Annotated in this window: 19 protein-coding genes; 5 read left to right on the top strand and 14 right to left on the bottom strand. The window is 68.8% G+C overall.

All coding sequences use genetic code 11. The features are described 5' to 3' along the window. Nucleotides 1-182, bottom strand: a 182-nt coding sequence (locus ACFCV3_RS34795; RefSeq protein ID WP_376037577.1) for a M16 family metallopeptidase, incomplete at its 3' end; no start/stop codon positions are given. Between the two features lie 17 nt (nucleotides 183-199). Further along, a complete protein-coding gene (gene hisN / locus ACFCV3_RS34790; RefSeq protein WP_376037574.1) occupies nucleotides 200-979 on the bottom strand; it encodes a histidinol-phosphatase in 780 nt (259 codons plus the stop codon). A gap of 95 nt (nucleotides 980-1,074) precedes the next feature. Here hisN and ACFCV3_RS34785 point away from each other — a divergent pair, with 95 nt between their 5' ends. After that, nucleotides 1,075-1,566, top strand: a complete 492-nt coding sequence (locus tag ACFCV3_RS34785) for a DUF2231 domain-containing protein (protein WP_376037571.1) — start codon at nucleotides 1,075-1,077, stop codon at nucleotides 1,564-1,566. Here the strand turns inward: ACFCV3_RS34785 and rsgA are convergent. Genes rsgA through ACFCV3_RS34755 form a run of 6 tightly spaced genes read right to left on the bottom strand, consistent with a single transcriptional unit; the run spans nucleotide 1,559 to nucleotide 7,633 of the window. Further along, on the bottom strand, nucleotides 1,559-2,557 hold the full coding sequence (rsgA, locus tag ACFCV3_RS34780; protein ID WP_376037568.1) for a ribosome small subunit-dependent GTPase A: 999 nt from the start codon (nucleotides 2,555-2,557) through the stop codon (nucleotides 1,559-1,561). The two genes, ACFCV3_RS34785 and rsgA, sit on opposite strands and share 8 nt — an antisense overlap. After that, nucleotides 2,557-3,828, bottom strand: a complete 1,272-nt coding sequence (gene aroA / locus ACFCV3_RS34775; protein WP_376037566.1) for a 3-phosphoshikimate 1-carboxyvinyltransferase — start codon at nucleotides 3,826-3,828, stop codon at nucleotides 2,557-2,559. Before aroA ends, rsgA begins: the two co-directional genes overlap by 1 nt. 49 nt (nucleotides 3,829-3,877) lie before the next feature. Beyond that, the gene (locus ACFCV3_RS34770; RefSeq protein ID WP_376037563.1) at nucleotides 3,878-5,092 is read right to left on the bottom strand and encodes a hypothetical protein; all 1,215 of its coding nucleotides are present in this window, start codon (nucleotides 5,090-5,092) and stop codon (nucleotides 3,878-3,880) included. Nucleotides 5,093-5,140: 48 nt separating this feature from the next. After that, nucleotides 5,141-6,271, bottom strand: coding sequence for a hypothetical protein (locus ACFCV3_RS34765; RefSeq protein ID WP_376037561.1), 1,131 nt, complete (start codon nucleotides 6,269-6,271; stop codon nucleotides 5,141-5,143). Nucleotides 6,272-6,297: 26 nt separating this feature from the next. Next, nucleotides 6,298-6,876, bottom strand: a complete 579-nt coding sequence (locus ACFCV3_RS34760) for a DoxX family protein (protein WP_376037558.1) — start codon at nucleotides 6,874-6,876, stop codon at nucleotides 6,298-6,300. A 52-nt stretch (nucleotides 6,877-6,928) separates the two neighbouring features. After that, the gene (locus ACFCV3_RS34755; protein ID WP_376037555.1) at nucleotides 6,929-7,633 is read right to left on the bottom strand and encodes a DsbA family protein; all 705 of its coding nucleotides are present in this window, start codon (nucleotides 7,631-7,633) and stop codon (nucleotides 6,929-6,931) included. Between the two features lie 58 nt (nucleotides 7,634-7,691). On the opposite strand from ACFCV3_RS34755, the gene ACFCV3_RS34750 reads away from it, so the two are divergent. Next, complete coding sequence (locus ACFCV3_RS34750) at nucleotides 7,692-8,555, top strand: aminoglycoside phosphotransferase family protein (RefSeq protein WP_376037553.1); 864 nt, start codon at nucleotides 7,692-7,694, stop codon at nucleotides 8,553-8,555. A gap of 25 nt (nucleotides 8,556-8,580) precedes the next feature. Here the strand turns inward: ACFCV3_RS34750 and ACFCV3_RS34745 are convergent, their stop codons facing one another. The 6 genes from ACFCV3_RS34745 to ACFCV3_RS34720 form a co-directional block, all read right to left on the bottom strand. Continuing rightward, the gene (locus tag ACFCV3_RS34745; RefSeq protein WP_376037552.1) at nucleotides 8,581-9,360 is read right to left on the bottom strand and encodes an alpha/beta fold hydrolase; all 780 of its coding nucleotides are present in this window, start codon (nucleotides 9,358-9,360) and stop codon (nucleotides 8,581-8,583) included. Further along, the gene (locus tag ACFCV3_RS34740; protein WP_376037550.1) at nucleotides 9,360-10,076 is read right to left on the bottom strand and encodes an alpha/beta hydrolase; all 717 of its coding nucleotides are present in this window, start codon (nucleotides 10,074-10,076) and stop codon (nucleotides 9,360-9,362) included. Before ACFCV3_RS34740 ends, ACFCV3_RS34745 begins: the two co-directional genes overlap by 1 nt. A gap of 137 nt (nucleotides 10,077-10,213) precedes the next feature. After that, a complete protein-coding gene (locus tag ACFCV3_RS34735; protein ID WP_376037548.1) occupies nucleotides 10,214-12,880 on the bottom strand; it encodes an AAA family ATPase in 2,667 nt (888 codons plus the stop codon). Nucleotides 12,881-12,896: 16 nt separating this feature from the next. Continuing rightward, the gene (locus tag ACFCV3_RS34730; RefSeq protein WP_376037546.1) at nucleotides 12,897-14,153 is read right to left on the bottom strand and encodes an ArgE/DapE family deacylase; all 1,257 of its coding nucleotides are present in this window, start codon (nucleotides 14,151-14,153) and stop codon (nucleotides 12,897-12,899) included. 462 nt (nucleotides 14,154-14,615) lie between these two features. After that, nucleotides 14,616-15,905, bottom strand: a complete 1,290-nt coding sequence (aspS, locus tag ACFCV3_RS34725) for an aspartate--tRNA(Asn) ligase (RefSeq protein WP_376037543.1) — start codon at nucleotides 15,903-15,905, stop codon at nucleotides 14,616-14,618. A 250-nt stretch (nucleotides 15,906-16,155) separates the two neighbouring features. After that, entirely contained in the window at nucleotides 16,156-18,399 is a 2,244-nt protein-coding gene (locus ACFCV3_RS34720) for a sigma-70 family RNA polymerase sigma factor (RefSeq protein ID WP_376037540.1), read from the bottom strand. A 273-nt stretch (nucleotides 18,400-18,672) separates the two neighbouring features. On the opposite strand from ACFCV3_RS34720, the gene ACFCV3_RS34715 reads away from it, so the two are divergent. From ACFCV3_RS34715 to ACFCV3_RS34705, 3 genes are all read left to right on the top strand, one after another. Further along, nucleotides 18,673-19,527: a hypothetical protein gene (locus tag ACFCV3_RS34715; RefSeq protein WP_376037538.1), complete on the top strand. Its 855-nt coding sequence runs from the start codon at nucleotides 18,673-18,675 to the stop codon at nucleotides 19,525-19,527. Between the two features lie 174 nt (nucleotides 19,528-19,701). Further along, a complete protein-coding gene (locus ACFCV3_RS34710) occupies nucleotides 19,702-21,303 on the top strand; it encodes a hypothetical protein (RefSeq protein ID WP_376037535.1) in 1,602 nt (533 codons plus the stop codon). Nucleotides 21,304-21,350: 47 nt separating this feature from the next. Beyond that, nucleotides 21,351-22,086: SOS response-associated peptidase (locus tag ACFCV3_RS34705; protein ID WP_376037532.1), on the top strand; the 736-nt coding region annotated here is incomplete at its 3' end.

Here is a 22,086-nt window from a genome sequence, read left to right as displayed (position 1 = left end):
GACCCCTGGAACATCAGGTGCTCGAACAGGTGCGCAAAACCGGTCAGACCGGGTGGCTCGTGACGCGAACCCACGTCGTACCAGAGGTTGACGGCGACGATCGGTACGGCGCGGTCCGAACTCACCACGACCCGCAGGCCGTTGTCGAGCGTCTGCTCCGCAAGGGGGTAGTTCAAGGGCATGCGGCCACCCTACGTGGTCAGGCTAGGCGCTTGAGAACCTCGTCGTGAAGGCGGCCGTTGGTGGCGACCGCGTTCGCGCCGTTCGGGCCGGGGGTGCCGTCGACGGAGGTGAACTTGCCGCCGGCCTCGTCGACGATGATCGACAGGGCGGCCATGTCCCAGAGGTTGAGCTCGGGCTCGGCGGCGATGTCGACCGCGCCCTCGGCAACCAGCATGTAGGACCAGAAGTCGCCGTACGCACGGGTCCGCCAGCAGTCCTCCATCAGACTGCTCCACTGCTCGGACTTGCCGAGCTTGCCCCAGCCCTTGAGCGAGGAGTACGACAGTGAGGCGTCCTCGATCTGGCTCACGTCGCTGACCCGGCACGGCTGCGAGGAGTGCAGGGAGCGGCCGGTCCAGGCACCGTCGCCGTACGAGGCCCACCAGCGCCTGCCGATCGCCGGAGCGGAGACCACGCCGACGACGACCTGGTCCTCGATCATCAGGCTGATCAGGGACGCCCACACGGGGACTCCGCGGATGTAGTTCGCGGTGCCGTCGATCGGGTCGACGACCCAGCGCCGGGCGCCCCAGCCGGTGGTGCCCTCCTCCTCGCCGACGAACGCATCCCGCGGGCGCGCCCGGGAGAGCGTCTTGCGCATCACGTCCTCGACCCGGGTGTCGGCTTCGCTCACGTGCGTCATGTCCGGCTTGGTGGCGACATGCAGGTCCAGCGCCTTGTAGCGGTCCATAGTGGTGGAGTCCGCATCATCGGCCAGGATGTGGGCGAGTCGCAGGTCATCCGTGTGCGAGGGCATAGCCGGAAGGCTAGCTTGAGCTCAGGGTGAACCGAATAGGGGTTCTGATCGTGCTGTGGGTATCAGGAACCTCATGACCGCCTGGGAGGCGTCAAATGTTCGAGCGCTTCGGGGATCTGCCCATGCACGTGCTGGTGATCCACGCCGCTGTGCTGGTACTGCCGGTGTCCGCCCTGACCGCGATCGTCTTCGCACTGGTACCGCGCTGGCGGTGGCTGCTGCGCTGGCCGGTGCTGCTGCTCGGTCTGGGCTCACTGGTGCTCGCGTACGTCGCCAAGGAGAGTGGCGAGGCCTTTGTCGCCGCGGTGCCGACTCTCCAGAAGGCGGTCCAGGTGCACGAGGAGCGGGGCGACCTGCTGTTCTGGTTCTGCCTCATCTTCGCCGTGGTGGCCGTGGCCGCGTTCCTGCTGCTGGGCGGCCCGTCGGCCCTGGCCAGCGGGAAGGGCGCCAAGGAAGGCCGCGGTCGGCCCCTGGAGCTGGTGACCAGCGTTGCCGTGGTCGTGATCGGCGTACTGGTGATCTATCAGACCATCCGCACCGGCGACGCCGGGGCGAAGGCGGTCTGGGACGGGCAGCTGCCTAAGTAGTCGGCTCGGCGTCCTTCTGCTCGCGCCCTTCGCGACTGGCGAAGAGGCGGCGGAAGGACGTCACCCGCTCGGCGTCCGCACGGCCGGCCGCGACTGCTTCGTCGAGCGCGCAGTCCGGGGCCAGCTCGGTGTGGGTGCAGCCACGCGGGCAGTCCACGGTGATGTCGGCCAGGTCGGGGAACGCGTTGATGAGTTTGTCCGGCTCGACATGCGCCAGGCCGAACGAGCGGATGCCCGGGGTGTCGATGATCCAGCCGCCTGCGGGCAGCCGCAGTACGACGGTGTTCGTGGAGGTGTGGCGTCCGCGGCCGGTGACGTCGTTGACGACGCCGATGGCACGGTTCGCCCCCTCGATCAGCCCGTTGACCAGGGTGGACTTGCCGACCCCGGAGTGGCCGACCAGAACGCTGGTGCGGTCGTCCAGCTGCTCGCGGAGCGCGTCCAGGTTGCCGCCCTGCTGGGTGGCGACGGATTCGACGCCCAGCGGGCGGTAGATGTCGAGTAGCGGTGTCGGGTCGGCCAGGTCGGTTTTGGTGAGACACAGCAGCGGCCGCATGCCGGCGTCGTACGCAGCGACCAGGAAGCGGTCGATGAGACCGGTGCGCGGTTCCGGGTTCGCTACGGCGACCACGATGACCAGTTGGTCCGCGTTCGCAACCAGCGGGCGCTCCACCGGGTCGTCATCATCGGCCGAGCGGCGCAGGAGCGTCGTACGGGGGACTACCTCGACGATGCGGGCCAGCGTGCCTTCGTCGCCGGTGGCGTTGCCGTCGAGCTTCACCTGGTCGCCGACGATCACTCCGGTGCGGCCGAGCTGCCGGGCCTTCATGGCCGTCACCTGACGGTCGCCGACCCAGCAGGTGTAGCGGCCGCGGTCCCGGGTGGTGACGAAGCCGATGACGGCGTCGTCGTACGACGGGCGGTCCTTGGTCCGTGGCCGGGTCCGGCGCTTGGGCCGGTCGTACTTGGCCTCCTCGTCGTACCGCGACATCAGCTGACGAGCCCCGACCACAGCTCGGGGAACGCAGGCAGGGTCTTCGCCGTGGTCCCGATGTTCTCGATCAGCAGCCCGTCGACGAGCAGCCCGACCACAGCGGCCGCGTGGGCCATCCGGTGGTCGTGGTACGTCGCGAACAGTCCGCCCTGCAACGGCTTCGGGCGGATCTCCAGCCCGTCCGCCGTCTGCGTCACGTCACCGCCCAGTGCGTTGAACTCGTGCTCCAGTGCGGCCAGCCGGTCGGTCTCGTGGTTGCGCAGGTGCGCGATACCTCGCAGGTACGACGGTCCGTCCGCGAAGGCAGCCACGGCCAGTAGCACCGGGCTGAGCTCTCCGACCTCGCTGAGGTCCAGATCGCAGCCGTGGATGCGACCGGTGCCGCGCACCGTGAGCCCATCGGTGTTGCGGGTGACCTCGGCGCCGAAGCGGGTGAAGATGTCGGGCAGCTGACCACCAGGCTGCGTGGTGTGCTCCGGCCAGCCGGTCACCGTCACCTCGCCGCCGGTCAGCACCGCAGCGGCCAGGAAGGGCGCAGCGTTCGACAGGTCAGGCTCGATGGCGCTGTCCAGGGCCCGAATGGGGCCAGGGGCAACCACCCAGCGGTTCGGCTCGGAGTCGTCGACCTGGACGCCGCGCTCACGCAGCATCGCCACCGACATGTCCAGGTGCGGCTGGGACGGCACCGGCTTCCCGTCGTGGCGGATGTCCACACCCTCGTCGTACCGGGCGCCGGCCAGCAGCAGTGCGGAGACGAACTGGCTCGACCCGGACGCGTCCAGCGTCACCGTGCCGCCACGCACCGATCCGGTGCCGGACACGGAGTACGGCATCCGGCCGGTGCCACCGTCCTCGATCTGTACGCCGAGTGCCCGCAGCGCATCCAGGATCACACCCATCGGGCGCTCCCGGGCGTACGCGTCGCCGTCGAACTCGACCACGCCGTCCGCCAGCGCGGCCACCGGCGGTACGAACCGCATCACCGTGCCGGCCAGGCCGCAGTCCACACTCGCCGGGCCCTTGAGCGAGCCCGGGGTGACGGTGACGGTCGAGCCGTTGTCGGCGATCCCGACGCCCAGCGAGGTCAGCGCCGACCGCATCAGCGTGGTGTCACGAGCGGCGAGCAGGCCCGTCAGGTGCGACGGGCCGTCCGCGATCGCCGCCAGGATGAGTGCGCGGTTGCTGATCGACTTCGACCCCGGCACCGTGATCCGGCCGCTGACCGGCCCCTCGGCCCGCGGTGCCGCCCAGCCCTGCTCCTGACTCATCCCACTCCCTACGCTCGTTTCCGTCCCCTTGAGCCTAGGGCATGCCCGCCTACTGGAGCTTCCAGCCTTCCGGCAGGGAGATGCGCGGAGTACCTGCGTTCTTCGGCAGCTTCGACACGGGCAGCGTGGTCGGGTAGCTGTAGTTGACCACCTGAACGGGGTCCGCGTCGTCCTCGCGGCCAGGGGCCTCGGTGCCGCGCTGGAACGAAGCAGCCGGCCGGAGCGTCTCGGTGTCCACGTAATAGACCATGTGGATGCCCTCACTCACGTGGTACGGGTTGCACCAGGGCCACGTGACCGGGTCGAGCCCAGCCTCCTTGAACGCCCACATCATCATCTGGGAGCCGTAGTACGAGTTGTCGCCCAGCATCACCGGATTGAAGTCGACCACCTGGCGGATGTACGTCTTCCCGTTCGCGGAGAGCAGCGTCGGCTTGGCCGGGTTCACCAAGCCCTTGGCGGCCCGCAGTTCCTTGATCACGACGTCCGCCTGGTCGGCGGTCAGTCCGCTGGAGACGACCGAGTCACAGTGGCCGGCGTACGGCTTCTTCGTGCACTTGTTCCCCGGGCTGCGGGCCTCGCTCCACTGCTGGTAGACGTTCGAGTACTCCATCTGCTTGGTGCCGACGCACATCATGTTGTACGGGCGCTTGTCCACCTCGGGCGCCGCGTGCAGCAGGGCGTTGAAGTAGTAGTACTTGTCGGTCTTGTGGTCGATCGCATAGTCCGTGAGTACCCACTGCCTGCGCGAGGCGAAGGCCTCCTCGCTCTCGAAGGTCGCGGAGACCAGCCGGCCGATCGGTGCGACCATCTGGCGCATCATGACGCCCTCGTGGAAGGCCTGCGGGTCCACCTCGGCCAGCGTCTCGGCGGTGACGGGCTGTCCGGGCTCGAGGGTCTTGGCGTTCTTCGGCGGCGCACCACCGGCCTTCCTGTCACTGCCCGCCGGGCCGCCGCCCGCAGTACCACCGGAGTCGCCGGAGTTGTTGTTCCAGACGAGCACGCCGCCGACGGCGATGATCAGCACGAGCGCGACGGCACCGGCGACGATCAGCAGCGTGCGGCTCTTCCGCTGCGGCTGCTGTGGCTGCTGCGGTTGGTAGAAGCCCTGGGGTCCACCCTGGTACGGCGGTTGTCCGCCGGGTTGCTGCGGCCCGGGATACTGCTGACCGCCGTACGGCTGCTGCTGTGGTGGCTGCTGGGTGACAGGCTGCCAAGCGTGGCCGTCCCACCACCACTGCCCGTCGTCACTGTAGGTAGGCACGGCCCAAGATTAGGGCCGTGCCAGGTCAGATCGTGGGAGCCGGACCCGCTACGGGACCTTCCAGCCTTCCGGCAGGTTCAGCGCCATCGTGTTCGGGCCGTTGCCGAGCTTGGGCTGCGGGAGTGCGGCCGGATAGGCGTAGTTGATCAGCTGGACCGTTTGCTCCTGGTAGGCCTTCGGAGAGGGGATCGCGGACTGGAAGGCCGCGACCGGCAGCAGCGTGGCGGTGTCGAGGTAGTAGACCATGTGGATGCCGGAGGCAAGGTTGAACGGATTGCCCCAGGTCCAGGTGGCCGGGTCGTTCCCCGTCTCGCGGAAGGCCCACATCGGGATCGCCGAGCCGTAGGAATTGCCGTCGGCCCGGGTGACCGGCTTGAAGTCGACCACCTGGCGGACGTAGGACCTGCCGCCGACCGACAGCAGGGTCGGCTGCGCCGGGTTCACGAAACCCGTGGCACCGCGGAGGTAGGCGATGGCCTTGTCGGCCTGCTCGGCGCTCAGGCCACTGGAGACGATCGCGTCACCGGTGCCGATGAACGGCTTCCGGGAGCAAGTCGGGCGTTCGTACCGCCAGGGCGTCCACTTCTTCTCGTAGTCCGACCAGTAGATCTCCTTGCCGTTGACACAGCGGATCTCGGTCGGAGGGCTGCTCATGATGCTCTGCTGGTACGAGAACTTGTCGAGCTTGTGGTCGATCGCGACATCGGTGATCGACATCGACTTGCGGCTGGCGAAGTCGGCCGGGGTCTGGAACTGCGAGGTCCTCAGCTGGCCGATCGGTGCGGTCATCTGGCGTTTGATGACGCTCTCGTGGAACGCCTGCGGGTGCACCTCGCTCAGCGCTTGTGCCGTGACGGGCTGACCGGGCTCGATGATCTTGGCGCCGGCCGGCGGGGCACCGGCCGCGGTGTCGCTGCCGCCGTCGCTGGAGGTGTTCTTCCAGACCAGGACACCGCCGACCGCGATGATCAGCACGAGGACAACGGCACCGGCAACGATCAGCAGCGCCGGCCCCTTCTTCTTCGGCTGCTGCGGCGGCCCGGCGTACTGCGGTTGTCCGGCGTACTGCTGGGGCGCGGCGTAGGGCTGTTGCTGGGGCGCGGTGGATGGCTGCTGGCTGACGGGCTGCCAAGAGCGCCCGTCCCACCACCACTGCCCGTCGTCACTGTACGTAGGCACGAATTACAGAGTAGGGGTGGTACAGGTCAGCCGAGGTGCAACTCAGCCTTCGCGAGTCGGGCTGCGGCCTTGGCGTCGTGAGCCAGCTGCCGGGCCTCGCGCTTGGCGGCCTTGGCGCCGCGCTTGGTCTCCCGCTTGGCCGCCTTCGCGCCATGGGTCGCCCGCCACGCCACGCCCGGCTTGCCCTCGGTGTCGACGGCGGCGAGCAGCAGGCCGCCCAGCAGACCCAGGTTCTTCATGAACTGGTACCGCTGCAGGGCCTTGGCCTCCTTGTCGTCCTCCTGCCAGAACGCGTGCGCGGCCAGAGTGGTCGGGACCAGCGATGCCGCCAGCACGGTCGCACCGAGCCGACGGCCCCTACCAGTGGCCAGTGCGAGCGCACCGAGCACCTGGGCGGCGCCGTTCAGCCGGATCAGGTTGGCTGTCGATTCAGGAATGCGGTCACCGATCTGCGCTGGGACAGCCTTCTTCACCAGCGGAACCAACCGATCGGTCACGGGCTGCGCCTTTGGCACCAGCGGCTCGGGGTTGCGCACCGCACTCACACCCTGGGCGACGAAAATGACGGACAGCAACGGCCTGGCCAGTGCACGCACGACAGTCATGCCTCCTTCATACACCACGTGTTGAGGCGTTCCCGGTACCCAGGCCCAACCGTCAGATCGGGCACCCGTCCGGACCACAGGTGGCGTCGGCCGCGTTCGGCGAGCTGATCAGCGTCACCGGCTTGCGGTCGGCGTTCGCCCGGCGCAGCGCCTCGCGGAACACCTCCGCCGGCTGGGCGCCGCTCACGCCGTACTTCTCGTCGATGACGAAGAACGGTACGCCGTTCGCGCCGTACGCGAGGGCCTGTGCCTGGTCGGCGGCCACCTCGTCGGCGTACTCCGTTCCGGCCAGCACCTCGGCCACCCGGTCAGCGGGGAGGCCCACCTCGGCGGCCAGTGCCGCCAGCGTGGCGTGGTCACCGACCGGGAGACCGTCGGTGAAGTATGCCTTCAGCAACCGTTCCTTCAACCGGCCCTGCGTCTCGGTACCTGACTCCAGAGCCAGGTGCAGCAGCCGGTGCGCGTCGACAGTATTCACCGACTTCGCCTGGTCCAGGTGGTACTCCAGCCCGAGCTCAGCGGCCACGTCGGTCACGTGCTCGTTCGCCTGCACGCCCCAGGCCCGGTCGCGGCCGTACTTCTCACCCAGCCGCGTCGGCAGGTCCCGCGGGTCGTCGTTCGTCGACGACGGGTCCAGCTGGAAGCTGTGCCAGACGATCTCGGGGGTGTCACCGCTCTCGGCCAGTGCCTCCTCGAGGCGCCGCTTCCCGATGTAGCACCACGGACAGACGACATCGGACCAGACATCAATACGCATGTCTGGGATAACTCACACTCGCCCGAACCCATTCCGCGTGTGACGCGTCTGACGCCACATGGACATCACCGAAGACCTCGTCCGGAACCTGCTCCGCGACCAGCACCCTGACCTGGCCGATCTGGAGATCCGAGAAGTCATCGGTGGCTGGGGTAACCAGATGTGGCGGCTGGGCGACGAACTGGCGGTCCGGACACCCCGCCAGCCGGGCGCGGCGGCGCAGCTCGACATCGAGTACCGATGGCTCCCGGGCATCGCAGACAGAGTTCCACTACCAGTGCCGACACCAGTACGGCGTGGGGTGCCGTCGGACCGGTTCCCGAACCCGTGGCTGATCACCCAGTGGGTGCCGGGTGAACCGGCGGACCGGGAGTTCGTCACGGCGGATGAGTCGGGTACGGCGCTGGCGGCGTTCCTGCGCGCACTGCATGTGCCCGCACCGGCCGGCGTACCGGTGAGCCCGCGGACCGGACGGCTGAGGCGGGGCGACATCGACTCGTTCTTCCGCAGCGTGGCGCCGGGGAACGCCGTACGGGAGATCTGGGCGGACGCCGTCGCCGCACCGGCTTGGGACGGGCCGCCGCTGCTCGTGCACACGGATCTGCACCCAGCGAACCTCGTAGTCGCGGACGGCCGGCTGGCCGGGGTGATCGACTTCGGTGACCTGGGCAGCGGCGATCCTGCTGTCGACATCTCCGCAGCCTGGGTGCTGTTACCGGACAGCGCCGCGAAATTGTTCTTCGAGACCTATCCGGTGGATGACGCGACTTTCCGGCGGGCACGAGGCCACGCCGTGATGAAGGCGCTGTTCGTGCTGGCTATGGCGAACAACGGGGACAAGGGGCTGCCAGGTGGCAAGCCGACCTGGCGGGCGGCGGGGGAGCTGGCCCTGGAACGCGTCGTCGGCCGGTCCACCCGGTGAGGGGTGGCCCGGCCGACAGGTGACTTCAGCGAGCGGCCTGCTCGATGGTGCGGGTGACCAAGCTCGGCTCCGAGAGCATCACCAGGTGCGAGGCACCGGGTGCGTCGACGATCTTGGCGCCCGCCCGCTCGGCCATGAACCGCTCACCGGCCGGGGCGATCGCACGGTCCTTGCCGGCGATGACGGCGTACTTGGGGAGGCCGGCCGGGGCGCTGGCGTCCACCTTCTCGGTGAAGACCGAGGCGGACACCGGACGCTGCGACGAGGCGAGTACGGCGGCCTGCCGGCTGGGCAGGTCGGCGGCGAAGACCCACCGGAACGCATCCGGCTTCATGACCAGGTCCACACCACCCGGGTAGACGATGGCGTTGGTGGTGTCCGGTCCGATCTCGCTCCCCGGGTACTGCGCGTTCAGAGCGCCGATCGTCTCACCGGCCTGCGGGATGAACGCCGCGACGTAGACCAGCGACTTCACATCGGCTGCTCCGGCGAGCTGGGTGATCAGAGCGCCGCCGTACGAGTGTCCGACGAGGACCTTCGGACCGGGGATGCCGGCCAGGACGCCGTTCAGGTACGACGTGTCGGTGGCGATGCTGCGCAGCGGTACTGCGGGGCTGACGACCGTGTAGCCGTCGCGCTGCAGCTTCTTGGTCACCTCCGACCAGCTACCACCGTCGGCGAAGGCGCCGTGGACCAGGACGATGGTGGGCTTGGGCTGCGGCTTGTGCGTCGCGGCGGCGGAGGTGGCTCCGGTGACTGTCAGCAGGACTGTTGCCGCGGCGGCGGCGAGGCGACGGAGCTTCATCAGTTCGCACCACCCTCGACTGCGGTCGCGATGAAGGCGGCAACGGCCTTGGGCTGTGAGACGGCCACTGCGTGCGAGCCGTCGACCTCGATCGTGGTGGCCTTGGCGCGGGCCGCCATGGTCCGCTGGCCCTCCGGGTGGATGGCCTGGTCACCGGTGGCGATCAGCTGGTAGACGGGCAGCCGGGTCCAGCTGGCCGGACCGGACTTCTCCGCGAAGGCCGCGGCGGCGATCGGCCGCTGGGTCCGGCCGAGCAGTTCGGCGTCGGCCACGTCGGCCGCGAACAGGTCGTGGAACTTGGCCTGGTCGATGCTCAGGAAGGTCTCCTCGGCACCGTCACCGGTCGGCAGCTGGTGCGGCACCAGTCCGGCGGCGAAGTCGTTGGCGGGGAAGCTGCCGAGCAGGTCCTGCAGGCTCTCACCCTCGTCGGGGACGAAGGCGGCGACGTACACGAGGGCGGTCACGTTGTCGGCGGCGTTCGCCACGTTCGTGATCACCGCGCCGCCGTACGAGTGCCCGACCAGGACGACCGGGCCGTCGATCTCGCGGACCTGCGCTGCGATCCGGCCGGCGTCGTACGCGATGCCGTGGAGCTCGTTGGACAGCGCCACCGCCGGGATGCCGCGGCTGGTGAGCTCGGCGATCACGCCGGTCCAGGCCGAGTTCTCGGCGAACGCTCCGTGGACCAGAACGACGGTGGGGGTCTTGACGGTCATCTGTCTCGCACTCCTTCAGTAGGTTCAGTAGCTGATGACCAGAAGATTGCCGCGAACAGCCGCTCCGCCGGATCGACCGATCATCTGAACTTCCACGGAGTGCATGAGGGGGTCGTGGGTGCTGGTGCACCCAAAACTCATGCGTTCGGGGGAGGAGCGAACCGCTCGAGCACCAGACGGGTGAGCTGGACCCGGGAGTTCACCCCGAGCTTGCCGAAGACCGACCGCAGATGCGTACCGACGGTGCTGGCCGAGATGACCAGCTCCTCGGCGGCTGACCGGTTGGTGTGCCCCTCCGCGACCAGGAGTGCGACCCGGCGCTCCATCGGGGTGAGGGCCTCCCACCCGGCCTCGGCTCGCGCTGGTACGGCGGCCCACCGGCGACGCCGTACGCCGGCAGCCTGGAGCACGGCCTGGATCCGTGCTGCTGGTCCGGTGGCTCCCAGCTTGGTGAGCGTGTCCAGGGCCTCTTCCAGCGTGGCGACCCCGGTCGCGCGGTCACCGGTCTCCAGCTCCGCCCGGCCATAGCGGTCCGCGGCCAGGGCTTGCAGGAGCGGCCGGTCTGCGGACCGGAGCTGCTCTGCGGCCGCAGCGAGCCGCTTGAGGTCGTTGCCCGCGGCGACAAGCTCGTGGGCACCCAGTGCGGCGGCTGACGGGCTGGCGGCGACCTGAGCAGCCAGGAGGTCCTCGGCGTCAGCCCGCACCAGTACGTCGATCCGCTCCGGAAACTCCTGCGGTACGTCGCGCAGCCGGGTGATGGCCTTGTCATCGCCATCGGCGAGTGCCAGCAGGGCGTTGATGGTGCTGTCGGTTCCAGCGAGCTCACGCGCTTCGGTGAGGTGGTTCCGCAGCAGGGCGATCAGAGCGAGCACCTGGTGGGTGGCCGGGATCAGCGCGGTGTCATGGAGGTCCTTCATCCACCACAGCCCGGCCTTGGCCTCCTTCTCAGCAGCGTCGAGGTTTCCGGACGCGTACTCGAGTCGGGCGTGCAGGAGACTCAGATGGGCCGCGGACTGCCAGTCACCGGCGGTCATGAGCTCACGGCTGCGTTGCAGCGCTGCAGGGAGTTCGTCGGTCTCGGCGCGGCAGTAGAGCTCGCCGACCTCGAGCAGGGCGTCTGGAGGACTGCCCAGATCCGGCGCTGTCTCGCGAGCCCGGACGTAGTAGTCGCGAGCCGTGGCATACCGGCCCTCGGCCCTCGCGCTCTCGGCAGCGGCTGCCAGGACGATGGCCCTGGCTACTGGATCAGTCAGGCGGGGAAGCAGGTCTGCCGGCGCTACTTCATCCGGTGCGAGCAGGGTGCGGTAGGCGGTGAGGCGCTCAGTCAGATGCGGCGCCGCGCCGGGTGCGAAGAGGGCCTGCCGCTCCAGACGGCCGGTTACCCACTGCCGTGGCGCCAGGTGCAGCTGGATCGACGCGCGCAGATCCGGGGTCACCGGTCCGTGGTAGAGCGCCGTACCGCTGAGCAGGTCGTCGGCGAAGGCCTTGGCGCGGTCGTACTGGTACGCGGCGAGCAGGACGGCGACGACGTCGACACCGACCTCGGCGCGCAGCGGGTCGTCAATGCCGGTCAGGTCGAACGCGTGCTGGATCACTTCGGCCGCTGTGGTGGACATGGTTGCCAGCAGCTCCTGCGCGGCCTGCCGCAGGGTGCTGACCGCCGCGGTGTCACCGGGCTGGGCGACGGCCAGCACATGCGGTGCCGCGACAGCCGCGCCGCGGCCGGCTGCGATCAGCTGGGCGGCGATGGCACCGTGCAGAGCCCGCTGGGCGGACGGCGGTATGTCGGCCAGCGTCGCCGAGCGCAGTAGCTCGTGCTGGAACCGCAGCGCCGAGCCGGCGTCGGTCAGCAGGCCTGCCTGGATCGCCTCGTCCAGCGCGCTCGCCAGCTTGGCCACCGGCTCGGACATCAGCGCAGCGACGTCCTCGAGCCGGAACTCGCTGCCGAACACCGCCGCGGTTCGGACCAGCGTCCGTGCGTTCTCGGAGAGCCCTGTACTGCGGCGCCGGACGCCTTCGACCAGTCCGGGTGGGAGCGGGCCGGTCGGGGCGGGCGCCGAAAGCAGCGGACCCACTGGGGTGGCGGTCGCCGGGGTGCCTGGCGCGGCGTTGTCGAGGTAGAGCCCGGCGATCAGTTGCTCCGCCAGGAACGGGCTGCCCTGGACACCAGCCAGCTGGAGGGCGAGGCCTGACTCCACGGGACTGTTGAGCCGGTCCTTCGCGAGGTCCTGGATCGCCTCTGCACTGAGCGGTCCCAGCTCGATGGCATGTACGGGGACCTGAGTCTGGACCGCATGGACCAGTTGGTCGGCCACACCGCCGGGAGCTGGTCGGGTGGCGACGAGCCACAGCACCTGGTGGCTGGAGAGCCGGGCGATCATGACGCGCAGGGAGAACGCTGTCAGCGGGTCAGACCACTGGGCGTCGTCCAGCACGATCAGAGCCTTGGTCCCGTCCAGCCGGCGACCGACAAAGTCAGCCAGCCGCTCAGCCAGCCAGAGCGGCTGCGTGTTGAGCGCCGCCAGCTCCATGAAGCGCTCGGTGTCGATCAGCGGCTCGCGCCCGGCCCGCAGCGCCGGAGCGAGCGACGAAAGCGGGCTGATGTCATCCGTCTGCTGCGCAGTCGCCTGCGCAACCAGAAACCCCTGCCGCCCCGCCTGCTCAACCGCCGCCCCCAGCAAAGCCGACTTCCCCAGCCCCGGCTCCCCACTCACAACCGCCAGCGACGCCGTACCCTCCGCAGCCGCCCGCAACGCCTCAAGCAGCCGCCCAAGCTCCTCCGACCGCCCCCGCAACACCTGCATGCAGCGTTTCTACCATTCAGGCGCAACGGCGCAGGGCTAGGAGCGTGTACGCACGGGTTGCGTGCAGGACCTCCGAGAGGCGGACGTGCTCGTCGGCTGCGTGGGCGTAGCGGACATCGCCGGGGCCGTACTGGAGGGTGGGGATGCCGGCGGCGGCGTACTGGCGCAGGTCGGAGCCGTAGGGGGCGCCGTTGACTGGTGGGGTGGCGGTGCCGGCGTCGGTGGCTGCTTGGAGGGTGTCGGGGAGCAGGGCATCGTTGGCAGGGAGCAGGCCGGAGGCGAACTCGCCGCCGGGCCAGGTGACTGTGACGGGGTGGTCGCGCAGCCACTCGTCCGTGGCGCAGGACTCGGCGACCGCTGCCTCGAAGGCTGCTCGGGCGGACTCGACGGACTCGCCCAGGCGGACGCCGTACCGGCCCTCTGCGATGAGCAGGTCGGGCACGGTGCTGGCCCAGTCGCCGGCCTGGATGGTGCCGACTGAGAGGGGGTTCGCCAGGTCTAGGTGGGCGAGTAGTGGGTGCGGGTCACGGTTCCGCTCTGTCTCCAGTGCCTGCAACGCGCTCTGCAGGACGGTGAACTTCTCGATCGCGCTCACACCGCGGCTGCGGGTCGAGCCGTGCGTTGCGAGACCCGGAACCTCCAGCCGGAAGGTGAGCGAGCCAGCATTGGCCGGAATGACCGCACCGGCGGTCGGCTCGGCAATCAGACACGCCTCACCGGTGTGACCCCGCTGCAGCGTCGCGAACGCGCCAGCGCCACCATCCTCCTCACCGAACACGGTGTGCACAGCCAGTGGCTTCCGCAACTCCACCCCGGCCGCAACAATCGCCGCCACCGCCCCCAGGAACGCTGCAACCCCACCCTTCATGTCACACGTGCCACGGCCCCACATCACACCGTCCTCAACCCGCGCCGAGAACGGATCCCGGCCCGGCCATTGTGCGAGGTCACCCGGCGGTACGACGTCCACATGCCCGTTGAAGATGAGCCCCGGCGTACCGTCCCCGCCCAGCACGCCCACACACCCCCAGGCACGCTCCCGCTCCACCTCCCACCCCGGAAACCCCGGATCAGCAGTCAAAGCAGGCAGATCGATCTCCCAGTGGTCGACCGTCAGCCCGAGCGCCCGAAGCCGCTCCGCACACCACGACTGGATCTCACCCTCAGCCGCCGTACCGTCAACACTCGGGATCTGGACCAGCTCCCGCAGCTCCGCGACCACCCGCTCGTCGTCAACAGCCGCCAGCACCTTCTGCTCGACCTCACTCAGCATGCGCCCATCATGCACCGAGCAACTCAACCCCCAGCCACAGGCAGCCACACAACAACAACCACCCAACCCCAGCCACAGACGAGCAGGCATCAACCCGCCTCAACCACCCAACCCCAGCCACAGACAGGCGGCCCCCAAGCCACCACAACCACCCGACCCCAGCCACGGAAGGGCAGGCCTCAACCCATAACAGCAACCACCCGACCCCAGCCACAGACCAGCGGGCTTGATACACAACAGACGGCCGGAGCGGCGAGGACCAGGCACCCACACTGTCGGCCGCATGACCGGCGCCCCCGGCCCTGCAGATGCGGCCGGGAGGGTAGGTCCGGACTTCTCGCCGCCGCGGCCGTCTGTTGTGTATTCGGGCCTGCCCACCTGTGGTTGGGGTGGTGTGGTTGAGCTGGGTGCGTTGGCCTGCCCACCTGTGGCTGGGGTCGGGTGGTTGGGGTGGGTGGATGGTTATGGGGTTAGGCGGTGTAGGTCTCGGGGGAAGAGGGTTACCTGGCGGATGTTTTCGGCTCCGGTCAGGCGGGCTACGAAGCGTTCGAGGCCGATGGCGAAGCCGCCGTGGGGTGGCATGCCGTGTTTGAAGGACTGCAGGTATGAGGTGTACGCCGGCGCGTCTGCTGACTCGCCGCGGGCTGCTAGGGCGGTTGCGTAGTCGGTGTAGCGGTGTAGGCGTTGGCCTCCGGTGACCAGCTCGACGCCTCGGAACAGGAGGTCGAACGAGTTGGACCAACGGGGGTCAGACGGCTGTGCGTGTGTGTAGAACGGCCGCTTCACCATCGGGTAGCCCTCGACGGCGACGAACGCGCTGCCGTGCTCGCGCAGTGCCCACTCGCCGATCGCACGCTCGTCGGCTGGTGCCAGGTCCGGTTCGTCCGGGTTCGCGCCGGCCAGCTTGAGTGCTTCGGTGAAGTGCAGGACCGGAACCTCCGTTGGAATCTCCGGTAGCTCGACCCCGAGCCGTTCCAGCGCGGCTGATGCCCGCTCGCCCACCGACGACAGCATGGTGGCCAGGACAGAGCGCAGTACGGCGAGAACGTCGCGGTGGTCCTGGATGAACCCGAACTCCGCGTCGAGCGACACGTACTCCGCCAGGTGTCGCACGGTGTCGTGTGGCTCGGCCCGGAAGACCGGACCGACCTCGTAGACCCGCTCGAACACACCGACCATCGTCTGCTTGTAGAACTGCGGCGACTGCGCCAGGTACGCCGGTCCGCCGAAGTAGTCCAGCGCAAACACGTTGGCTCCGGACTCCGTCGCCGTACCGACGATCTTCGGCGTTTGGATCTCCGTGAAGCCCTGGCTGTCCAGAGCGCTCCGGAAACCGTGCAGCGCCGCTGCCGCGATCTCCCAGCCCGCCCGCACTGCAGGGTGCCGTAGCGCCACCGGTGCGTTGTCCAGTACGACGGGCAGCCCGGCTCCGACGGTGGGTCGCCAGAGCTCGATCGGCGGGGTCACGGCCGGCTCGGTGAGCGGCTCGATCACCGGGTCGACCAGCTCCGCACCACCGGGTGCCTGTGGGTTGGCGGCGACCGTACCGGTCACCTGAACCACAGTCTCCTCGCCGAGTTCGTCCAGCTGGGCTTGGGTTTCCGGTGCCTTCACGACGATCTGGCTGAGGCCGGACCGGTCGCGCAGGATCAGGAAACTGACGGCCGCCAGCCGTCGTCTTCGGTGCACCCAGCCGGCCACCGTCACGGTCTGGCCTACTGCTGAGGGGATCTCTTGGTTGAGAATTCGCATCACTGTTTCACCTCCAGGTCTGTACTCGAACCCCGGAGGTGTGGGCGAAGGGGAATCTCGCGGTGCCACCACACCTTCACCGGGTCAGATCGACCCGGCCTCTTGCCGTGCATTCGCTCAGGAGTGTCTTCACGACCGCTCCACGTGCCGCCTTCACAGCTACCGGCGGCTCTCTCGGACGTGGCGTACGGCGCTACTTGGTTCCGTCAGCGCGAACATGTTCAGGATAGGCCAACCGGGCAACGAGTTTTCAGCGGCTGCCCGATGACGGTGGGATCTGCACGGAGTCGGTGTCCTCCCGGCCACCGACCCGGGCGTGCACGGTGACGGTGTTCGCCGTGCCCTTACCGGGCCAGGCACTCCATTCGGAGTTGAACGCCTTGCGGTAGTTGTCGGTCCAGCAGGTCGCTCGCCGTACGTCGGTCGACCGGGAGCACGTCCAGCCGCCGTCCAGGGCGTTCAGGAACGACAGGTTCCGGCCCCAGGAGATGTCCAGGGTGACCCGGCGATCGGTGACGCCGTTGACCTTCAGGAACCGGTTGTAGACGAACGGGTTCGGGTCGTCGTGCGGTGTCGGGGTGAGGATCTGCAGCAGCGACTCGTCGTTCCGCACCCCCGGGAGGGTCTCGGAGTCGACGTCGCTGACCAGTCCGGCCGTGGCACTCACTGTGTACGTCCGGGCGCTCGCTGAACCACCTTCTGGCACAGGGAAGACAGCACGCAGCGGGACGGGCTTGAGCGGAGTGAGCGACGTACAGGTCTTGGTAGCCGACGAGCACTTCCAGCCCAGCGGGTTCTTGAGGATCGGCCACTGCAGGCTCGAGCCATAGCTGATCTTCAGCGTCACGGAGTCGCGGTCCAGGCCGGGAGCCACTGTCAGCACGCGGTGGTGGACATCTGCGTCGTTCGGGCCCTTGGTGATCTTCAGCAGGTTCTCGTCGGTGCGCGGCGGGGCCACCAGAGTCCGCGAGTCGTCGTCGTAGAACCGGCCGGTCTTGGCGGACACGGTGAACGTGCGGTCCGGGACAGAGCCGCCGGACGGCGTCGCGAACGACACGGTCATCGGCTCTGGCTTGGCGGAGTTGGTCGCCGTGCAGGTCCCGGCGGCCTTGTCGCAGCTCCAGCCGCGCGGGTTGCCGCTGAGCGGCCACTGCAGCGCCTTGCCGTACTTGAGGCCGATCACGACCGGCTCCTGGTTGCCGGACGGAGTCTTGATGGTGATCACGAACCTCATGCCACCGGCCGCCTCCACCCGCTCGGCCCTGGTCGTCGGAGCACTGCCGCCGTTCCCACCGATGCGCTGGGCCGGCGGGATGCTGATCGTCAGCAGCCCCTCGAGCAGCACGGGCGTCGTCGGGGTGGGCGGGGGCGGTGTCGGAGTGGTCGGCGGGGGAGTCGTCGGCTGCGTGGTCGGAGCAGTCGTGGGCGCCGTGGTCGGCGCAGTCGTCGGCTTGGGCGGCGGCTGCGTCGGTGGCTTGACCGGTGGTTTCACCGGGGGCACAGTCGGCGGCTTGGCGGGCGGCTGGGTGGGCTGCGGGACCGACGGCTTGTCGATCGCGGCCGGGGGAGACTCGTTACCGGTCAGGGCCATGGCTGCGATCACCGCGGCCACTGCGACGACCACAACCGCACCTGCGCCGACTGCGGTGCGGGTGCTGTTCTCCGTCGCCTTGCGCCAGGCGGTGACGACGACACCGACCAGTCCGATCTTCGTGCCGGACGCTGCGGCCAGGTAGCCGAGACCCGCCGTACCCAGAAGGGCCGGGGCGAGCAGTGCCGGCAGAGCGCTGTTGACCTCGACCAGCTCGAGGTAGACCGCGGTGCACTTGGCGCAGTCGTCCAGGTGCTCGCGGACGTTGCGGTTCTCCCGCTTGGTCAGTCCGCCGCGGACATAGGCGCCCAGACGCTCGGTGGTCCAGCGGCAGCGGTCCCCGGCCACGTCGGCCAGGTGCTGCTGCAGATAGGCCTGCCGGAGGCCCTCACGGGCCCGGTAGGCCAGAGCGGACACGCCGTTGGCGGTCAGCCCGAGCAGGGGAGCGATGGCGGCCGGCTTCTCACCCTCGACCTCGGTGTGCCACAGCACTGCCTGCCACCGCTCCGGCAGGCTGGCGAACGCCTTGGCGGCCGCACCGCTCTCGAAACCGGTCACGGTCGGGTCGTCGAAGGTCTCGGGCTCGCGCTCGTACGCCGCGATGTCGTCGGTGGTCTGCACCTTCTTGCCGGACCGGATCCGGTCGACGTGCACCCGCCGTACTGTCGTGAGCAGGTAGGCGCGGAAAGAGATGTCCGGGCCACCGCCGCCGCGCAGGGCGTCCAGGACCTTGGCGAACGCGTCACTGGCCAGGTCGTCGGCGTCCCCGGCCGGAACCAGCTGGCGGGCCATCCGCTCGGCCGCGTGGTGGTGCCGGCCGAACAGCTCGCCGTACGCCTCCAGGTCGCCGTTGCGGACGCGCGCTATCAGCTCGCCGTCGCTCGGCCCTTCCGGCGTCTCCATCAATCTCCCCCGTGCTCTGGTCTCACTCTACTGGCTCACGTTGTCACCGTGCGTCACATCGTTGCCGGAGACAAGGCTCCCACGTGGGACGCCCGGACGCACCTGTTTCTGACGCGGAACTGTGCCTCTTTCCTGACGAGATGACCAGCACTGAAGTTACGCGAAAAAACTTTTGGGAATCCGCGTCATGAAGTTCGGCCCCGGCTGTCTCTTCGGTGGAACGACGCTTCCGGCAACCGGTCGGGAGACTGAAGGGACGCCTCAAGGAGGGCCATGTCACTGTTCGCGGACATCCGCCGACGGTTCGACCTGCGCCCGCCGAAGTCCCTCAACCTGGCGGGGTCGCTCGCCCGGAGTACGCCGGAAGCGTCGTCCCCTGATCTGGGGTCATCAGGTGCACCGCTCGGGAGGAGGGACCCGCACGGAGCAACCAAGCACGGGGGGTATCACGGGGGGTCGGGTACCGATCACAGCGCCTATCTCGCGATTGCCGAGGCGTTGCACGACGGTGCCGATGTCGTGCCTGCGAGTGACGAGGTCGGACGCCGGCTGGCGGCCGACGGAGTCTCACTGCTCGAGGCACTTGATGGGCTGAGTGCGCTGTACCGCTCGATCGCCGGGGGCGAGCCGGCTTTCGCCGCGGTACGCGCACTCAGTTCCAGCTGGGCCGAGGCCTCGCTGATCTATCTCCACACGCTGTCCTGCGAGGACCCGCTGACCGGGCTGTCCAGCCTGGCGCACCTGCGGTCCCGGCTGGGAGAGCTCTACCGAGAGGCGGAGTTCCGTGGAACTTCCGTACCGCAGACCCACGCACTGGTGGTTGTCGAGCCGCTCAATCCCCCGGGCGCCTCGCCGTTCGAGCGCGAACTCCGCCTCGTCGACGTCGCGGAGTGCCTGCGGATCGTGTTCTGCGGCGGTGACGTACTGGGCCGCGTCGGCGCACGCCGCGCGACGGCGCTCGTCGGCCGCGACCCGAACCTGCCGGAGCAGGTCGAGACGGTACGAGCCCTGATCACCCAGTGGCGGCTGGACACCGACGTACCGCAACTGGCCCGGGTCTGGATCGAGGGACTTCCCGGTTCGGAAGCCATGGCCGAGCGGGTGCTGGACGAGTTGGCCCGCCCCTAGAACCCGCGTCCGGGCGCCGACAGGGGGGCGCCCGGGCGCATCAGGCCGGCAGTGGATCGCCCATCACGGGGTGGGCGATCCACTGTCGCTTGTCTGTGCTTTTTGACGGCGGCGGGACCTCCTGCCGAAGTAGGCTCGCGCGGCACCGACAGTCCGCCCGAGGGGACCCATGCGATGTCCAAGTCGATATCTCGCCGCAACCTGCTCAAGATCGGCGGCGGGGCCACGGTCGCATCCCTGGCCGGCGTGACACTGCAGCAAGGCGAAGCGCGGGCGGACAGCTGGACCTCCGACCTGGTCAAGCCAGGTCCCGACGGCCGGCTTGTCTACGCGCCGGACGAGCGCGGCAAGATGATCCCGGACTTCAGCTGGGCCGGCTACCGCAACGGAGCGGAGTCACCGCCCTCGGTCTCCGTCGTCAAGGAGATCGGCCCGGTCAAAGGCGAAGTGGACAGCACCGCCCGCATCCAGGCTGCGCTCGACGAGGTCGGCGCGAGGAAGCCCGGTGCCGATGGATTCAGGGGTGCGCTGCTCCTCAAGGCCGGGCACTACCCCGTCGGCGGCGTACTCAAGATGCAGCGCGACGGGGTTGTACTGCGGGGCGAGGGCCAATGGCAGGACCCGTCGGCCAACACGGTCATCACCGGTACCGGCGGGGTCAGGAGCACGGTTCTCTGGATCGATGGTGGAGCCGCCGACTGGGACTCGGAGGTGACCGGCACCCGGACCGGCGTCCTCTCCAGCCTCGTCAAGACCGGGCAGCGCCGCCTCACCCTGGCATCGACGCTCAACCTGAAGGTCGGCGACAACATCATCATCGTCCATCCGGACACTCCGCAATGGCGCAACGCGATCAACAACGGGGGCGTCCGGGACCAGCCGAGCTGGACAGCTGGGGCGTATCCGATCATGTACAACAGGTACATCCAGGAGATCGCCGGCGACGACATCATCATCTGCGCCCCTGTCTTCAACGACCTCCGCCGCTCGCTGTCCCAGTCCTACGTCTACGTCTGGAACCGCGGCAGGGTCCTGCGCAACGTCGGAGTCGAGAACCTCCGCATCGACATGGGCGACCCGGCTCCTTTCGACGAGGTCCATCCGGAGAGCTGCATCGTCATCTCCCGCGCCGAGGATGCGTGGGTCAAGGACGCCTCGCTGCTGCACTTCTCCAACTCCGCTGTCTGGGTGCAGCGCAGTACGCGGGTCACCGTTGAGCGGGTACGGGCGATGGAACCTCGATCCAAGGTCACCGGGGGGCGACGGTACAGCTTCTGCGCAGCCGGGAACGCGCAGCAGATCCTCTTCCGCGACCTGGAGGCGAACCTCGCGCGGCACGCCTTCGTCGCCACCGGAACGACCACCTGCTCGGGCAACGTGTGGCTCAACGGATCCAATGTGAACGGGCGCAACGAGAGCGGCGGCCACCACCGGTGGAGCCAGGGACTCCTGTACGACAACATCAAGGAACTGTCCAACCAGAGCGACAACCTCTGGGCCCTGGGTCTGCACAATCGTGGGGACAAAGGAGACGGGCACGGCTGGTCCTCGGTGAACAGCGTGGCCTGGAACTGCACCGTCGACGCCGGCCGGCAGTTGTGCGTGCAGACCCCGCCGACTGCCCAGAACTTCGCCATCGGCACGCAAGGCATCGTTACCGGAGAGAACTGGTACACCGACCACCAGAAGGGCTACGAGGACGGCACCAACATGTTGGGGCTGGACCCGAGTTCCCTCTACCTGGCACAACTCAGAGACCGGCTCACTGCCGTCTGAGCGTCGTACACCTGGAAGTGTCGGGGCGGCTCGCTAGGCTGCGTTGTATGTGCGGTAGGTATGCGTCCAGCCGGAACCCGTCCGATCTCGTCGAGGAGTTCGAGATCGAGGTGGGCAACGTGCGCGAGTCGGTCCAGGAGGCCGAGCCGAACTACAACGTCGCCCCGACCAACGAGGTGATCGCGGTCGTCGAGCGGAAGAACCGCGAGGTTCCCGACGAGACGATCCGCAAGCTCACCACGGTCAGATGGGGGCTGGTGCCGTCCTGGGCCAAGGACACCTCGATCGGCTCCCGGCTGATCAACGCCCGGATGGAGACGGTGGCCGAGAAGCCCGCCTTCAAGAAGGCCTTCGCCACCCGCCGCTGCATCCTGCCCGCCGACGGCTACTACGAGTGGTACACGGCCGAGGAGAAGAAGGACGGCAAACCCGTCAAGCAGCCCTACTTCATCCACCCCGCCGACGGCGGCATCCTCGCCATGGCCGGCCTCTACGAGATCTGGCGCGACAAGACCGTCGCCGACGCCGAGTCCGACGAAGCCTGGCTCTGGACCTGCACAGTCCTCACCACCTCCGCCACCGACGACCTCGGCCGCATCCACGACCGGATGCCACTACTCGTCGAGCGCGACCGGTACGACGCCTGGCTCGACCCGCTGTCGTCCGACCCCGACAACCTCCTCGGCCTACTGGTCCCAGCAGCCCCCGGCCGCCTCGAGGCCTACGCCGTCTCCACCGCCGTCGGCTCCGTCCGCAACAACGGCCCCCACCTCCTCGACCCCC

The sequence above is a fragment of the Kribbella sp. NPDC056345 genome (assembly GCF_042262745.1).
Lineage (GTDB): Bacteria > Actinomycetota > Actinomycetes > Propionibacteriales > Kribbellaceae > Kribbella.
This window is presented reverse-complemented; position numbering and strand designations above follow the sequence as displayed.

Excerpts from the sequence above, each read along its gene's own strand:
- ACFCV3_RS34720 (WP_376037540.1), bottom strand. The coding sequence starts at position 18,399 with ATGGAGACGCCGGAAGGGCCGAGCGACGGCGAGCTGATAGCGCGCGTC.
- ACFCV3_RS34715 (WP_376037538.1), top strand. The coding sequence starts at position 18,673 with ATGTCACTGTTCGCGGACATCCGCCGACGGTTCGACCTGCGCCCGCCG.
- ACFCV3_RS34750 (WP_376037553.1), top strand. The coding sequence starts at position 7,692 with ATGGACATCACCGAAGACCTCGTCCGGAACCTGCTCCGCGACCAGCAC.
- ACFCV3_RS34785 (WP_376037571.1), top strand. The coding sequence starts at position 1,075 with ATGTTCGAGCGCTTCGGGGATCTGCCCATGCACGTGCTGGTGATCCAC.
- hisN (WP_376037574.1), bottom strand. The coding sequence starts at position 979 with ATGCCCTCGCACACGGATGACCTGCGACTCGCCCACATCCTGGCCGAT.
- rsgA (WP_376037568.1), bottom strand. The coding sequence starts at position 2,557 with ATGTCGCGGTACGACGAGGAGGCCAAGTACGACCGGCCCAAGCGCCGG.
- aroA (WP_376037566.1), bottom strand. The coding sequence starts at position 3,828 with ATGAGTCAGGAGCAGGGCTGGGCGGCACCGCGGGCCGAGGGGCCGGTC.
- ACFCV3_RS34710 (WP_376037535.1), top strand. The coding sequence starts at position 19,702 with ATGTCCAAGTCGATATCTCGCCGCAACCTGCTCAAGATCGGCGGCGGG.
- aspS (WP_376037543.1), bottom strand. The coding sequence starts at position 15,905 with ATGCGAATTCTCAACCAAGAGATCCCCTCAGCAGTAGGCCAGACCGTG.
- ACFCV3_RS34745 (WP_376037552.1), bottom strand. The coding sequence starts at position 9,360 with ATGAAGCTCCGTCGCCTCGCCGCCGCCGCGGCAACAGTCCTGCTGACA.
- ACFCV3_RS34740 (WP_376037550.1), bottom strand. The coding sequence starts at position 10,076 with ATGACCGTCAAGACCCCCACCGTCGTTCTGGTCCACGGAGCGTTCGCC.
- ACFCV3_RS34730 (WP_376037546.1), bottom strand. The coding sequence starts at position 14,153 with ATGCTGAGTGAGGTCGAGCAGAAGGTGCTGGCGGCTGTTGACGACGAG.
- ACFCV3_RS34760 (WP_376037558.1), bottom strand. The coding sequence starts at position 6,876 with ATGACTGTCGTGCGTGCACTGGCCAGGCCGTTGCTGTCCGTCATTTTC.
- ACFCV3_RS34735 (WP_376037548.1), bottom strand. The coding sequence starts at position 12,880 with ATGCAGGTGTTGCGGGGGCGGTCGGAGGAGCTTGGGCGGCTGCTTGAG.
- ACFCV3_RS34755 (WP_376037555.1), bottom strand. The coding sequence starts at position 7,633 with ATGCGTATTGATGTCTGGTCCGATGTCGTCTGTCCGTGGTGCTACATC.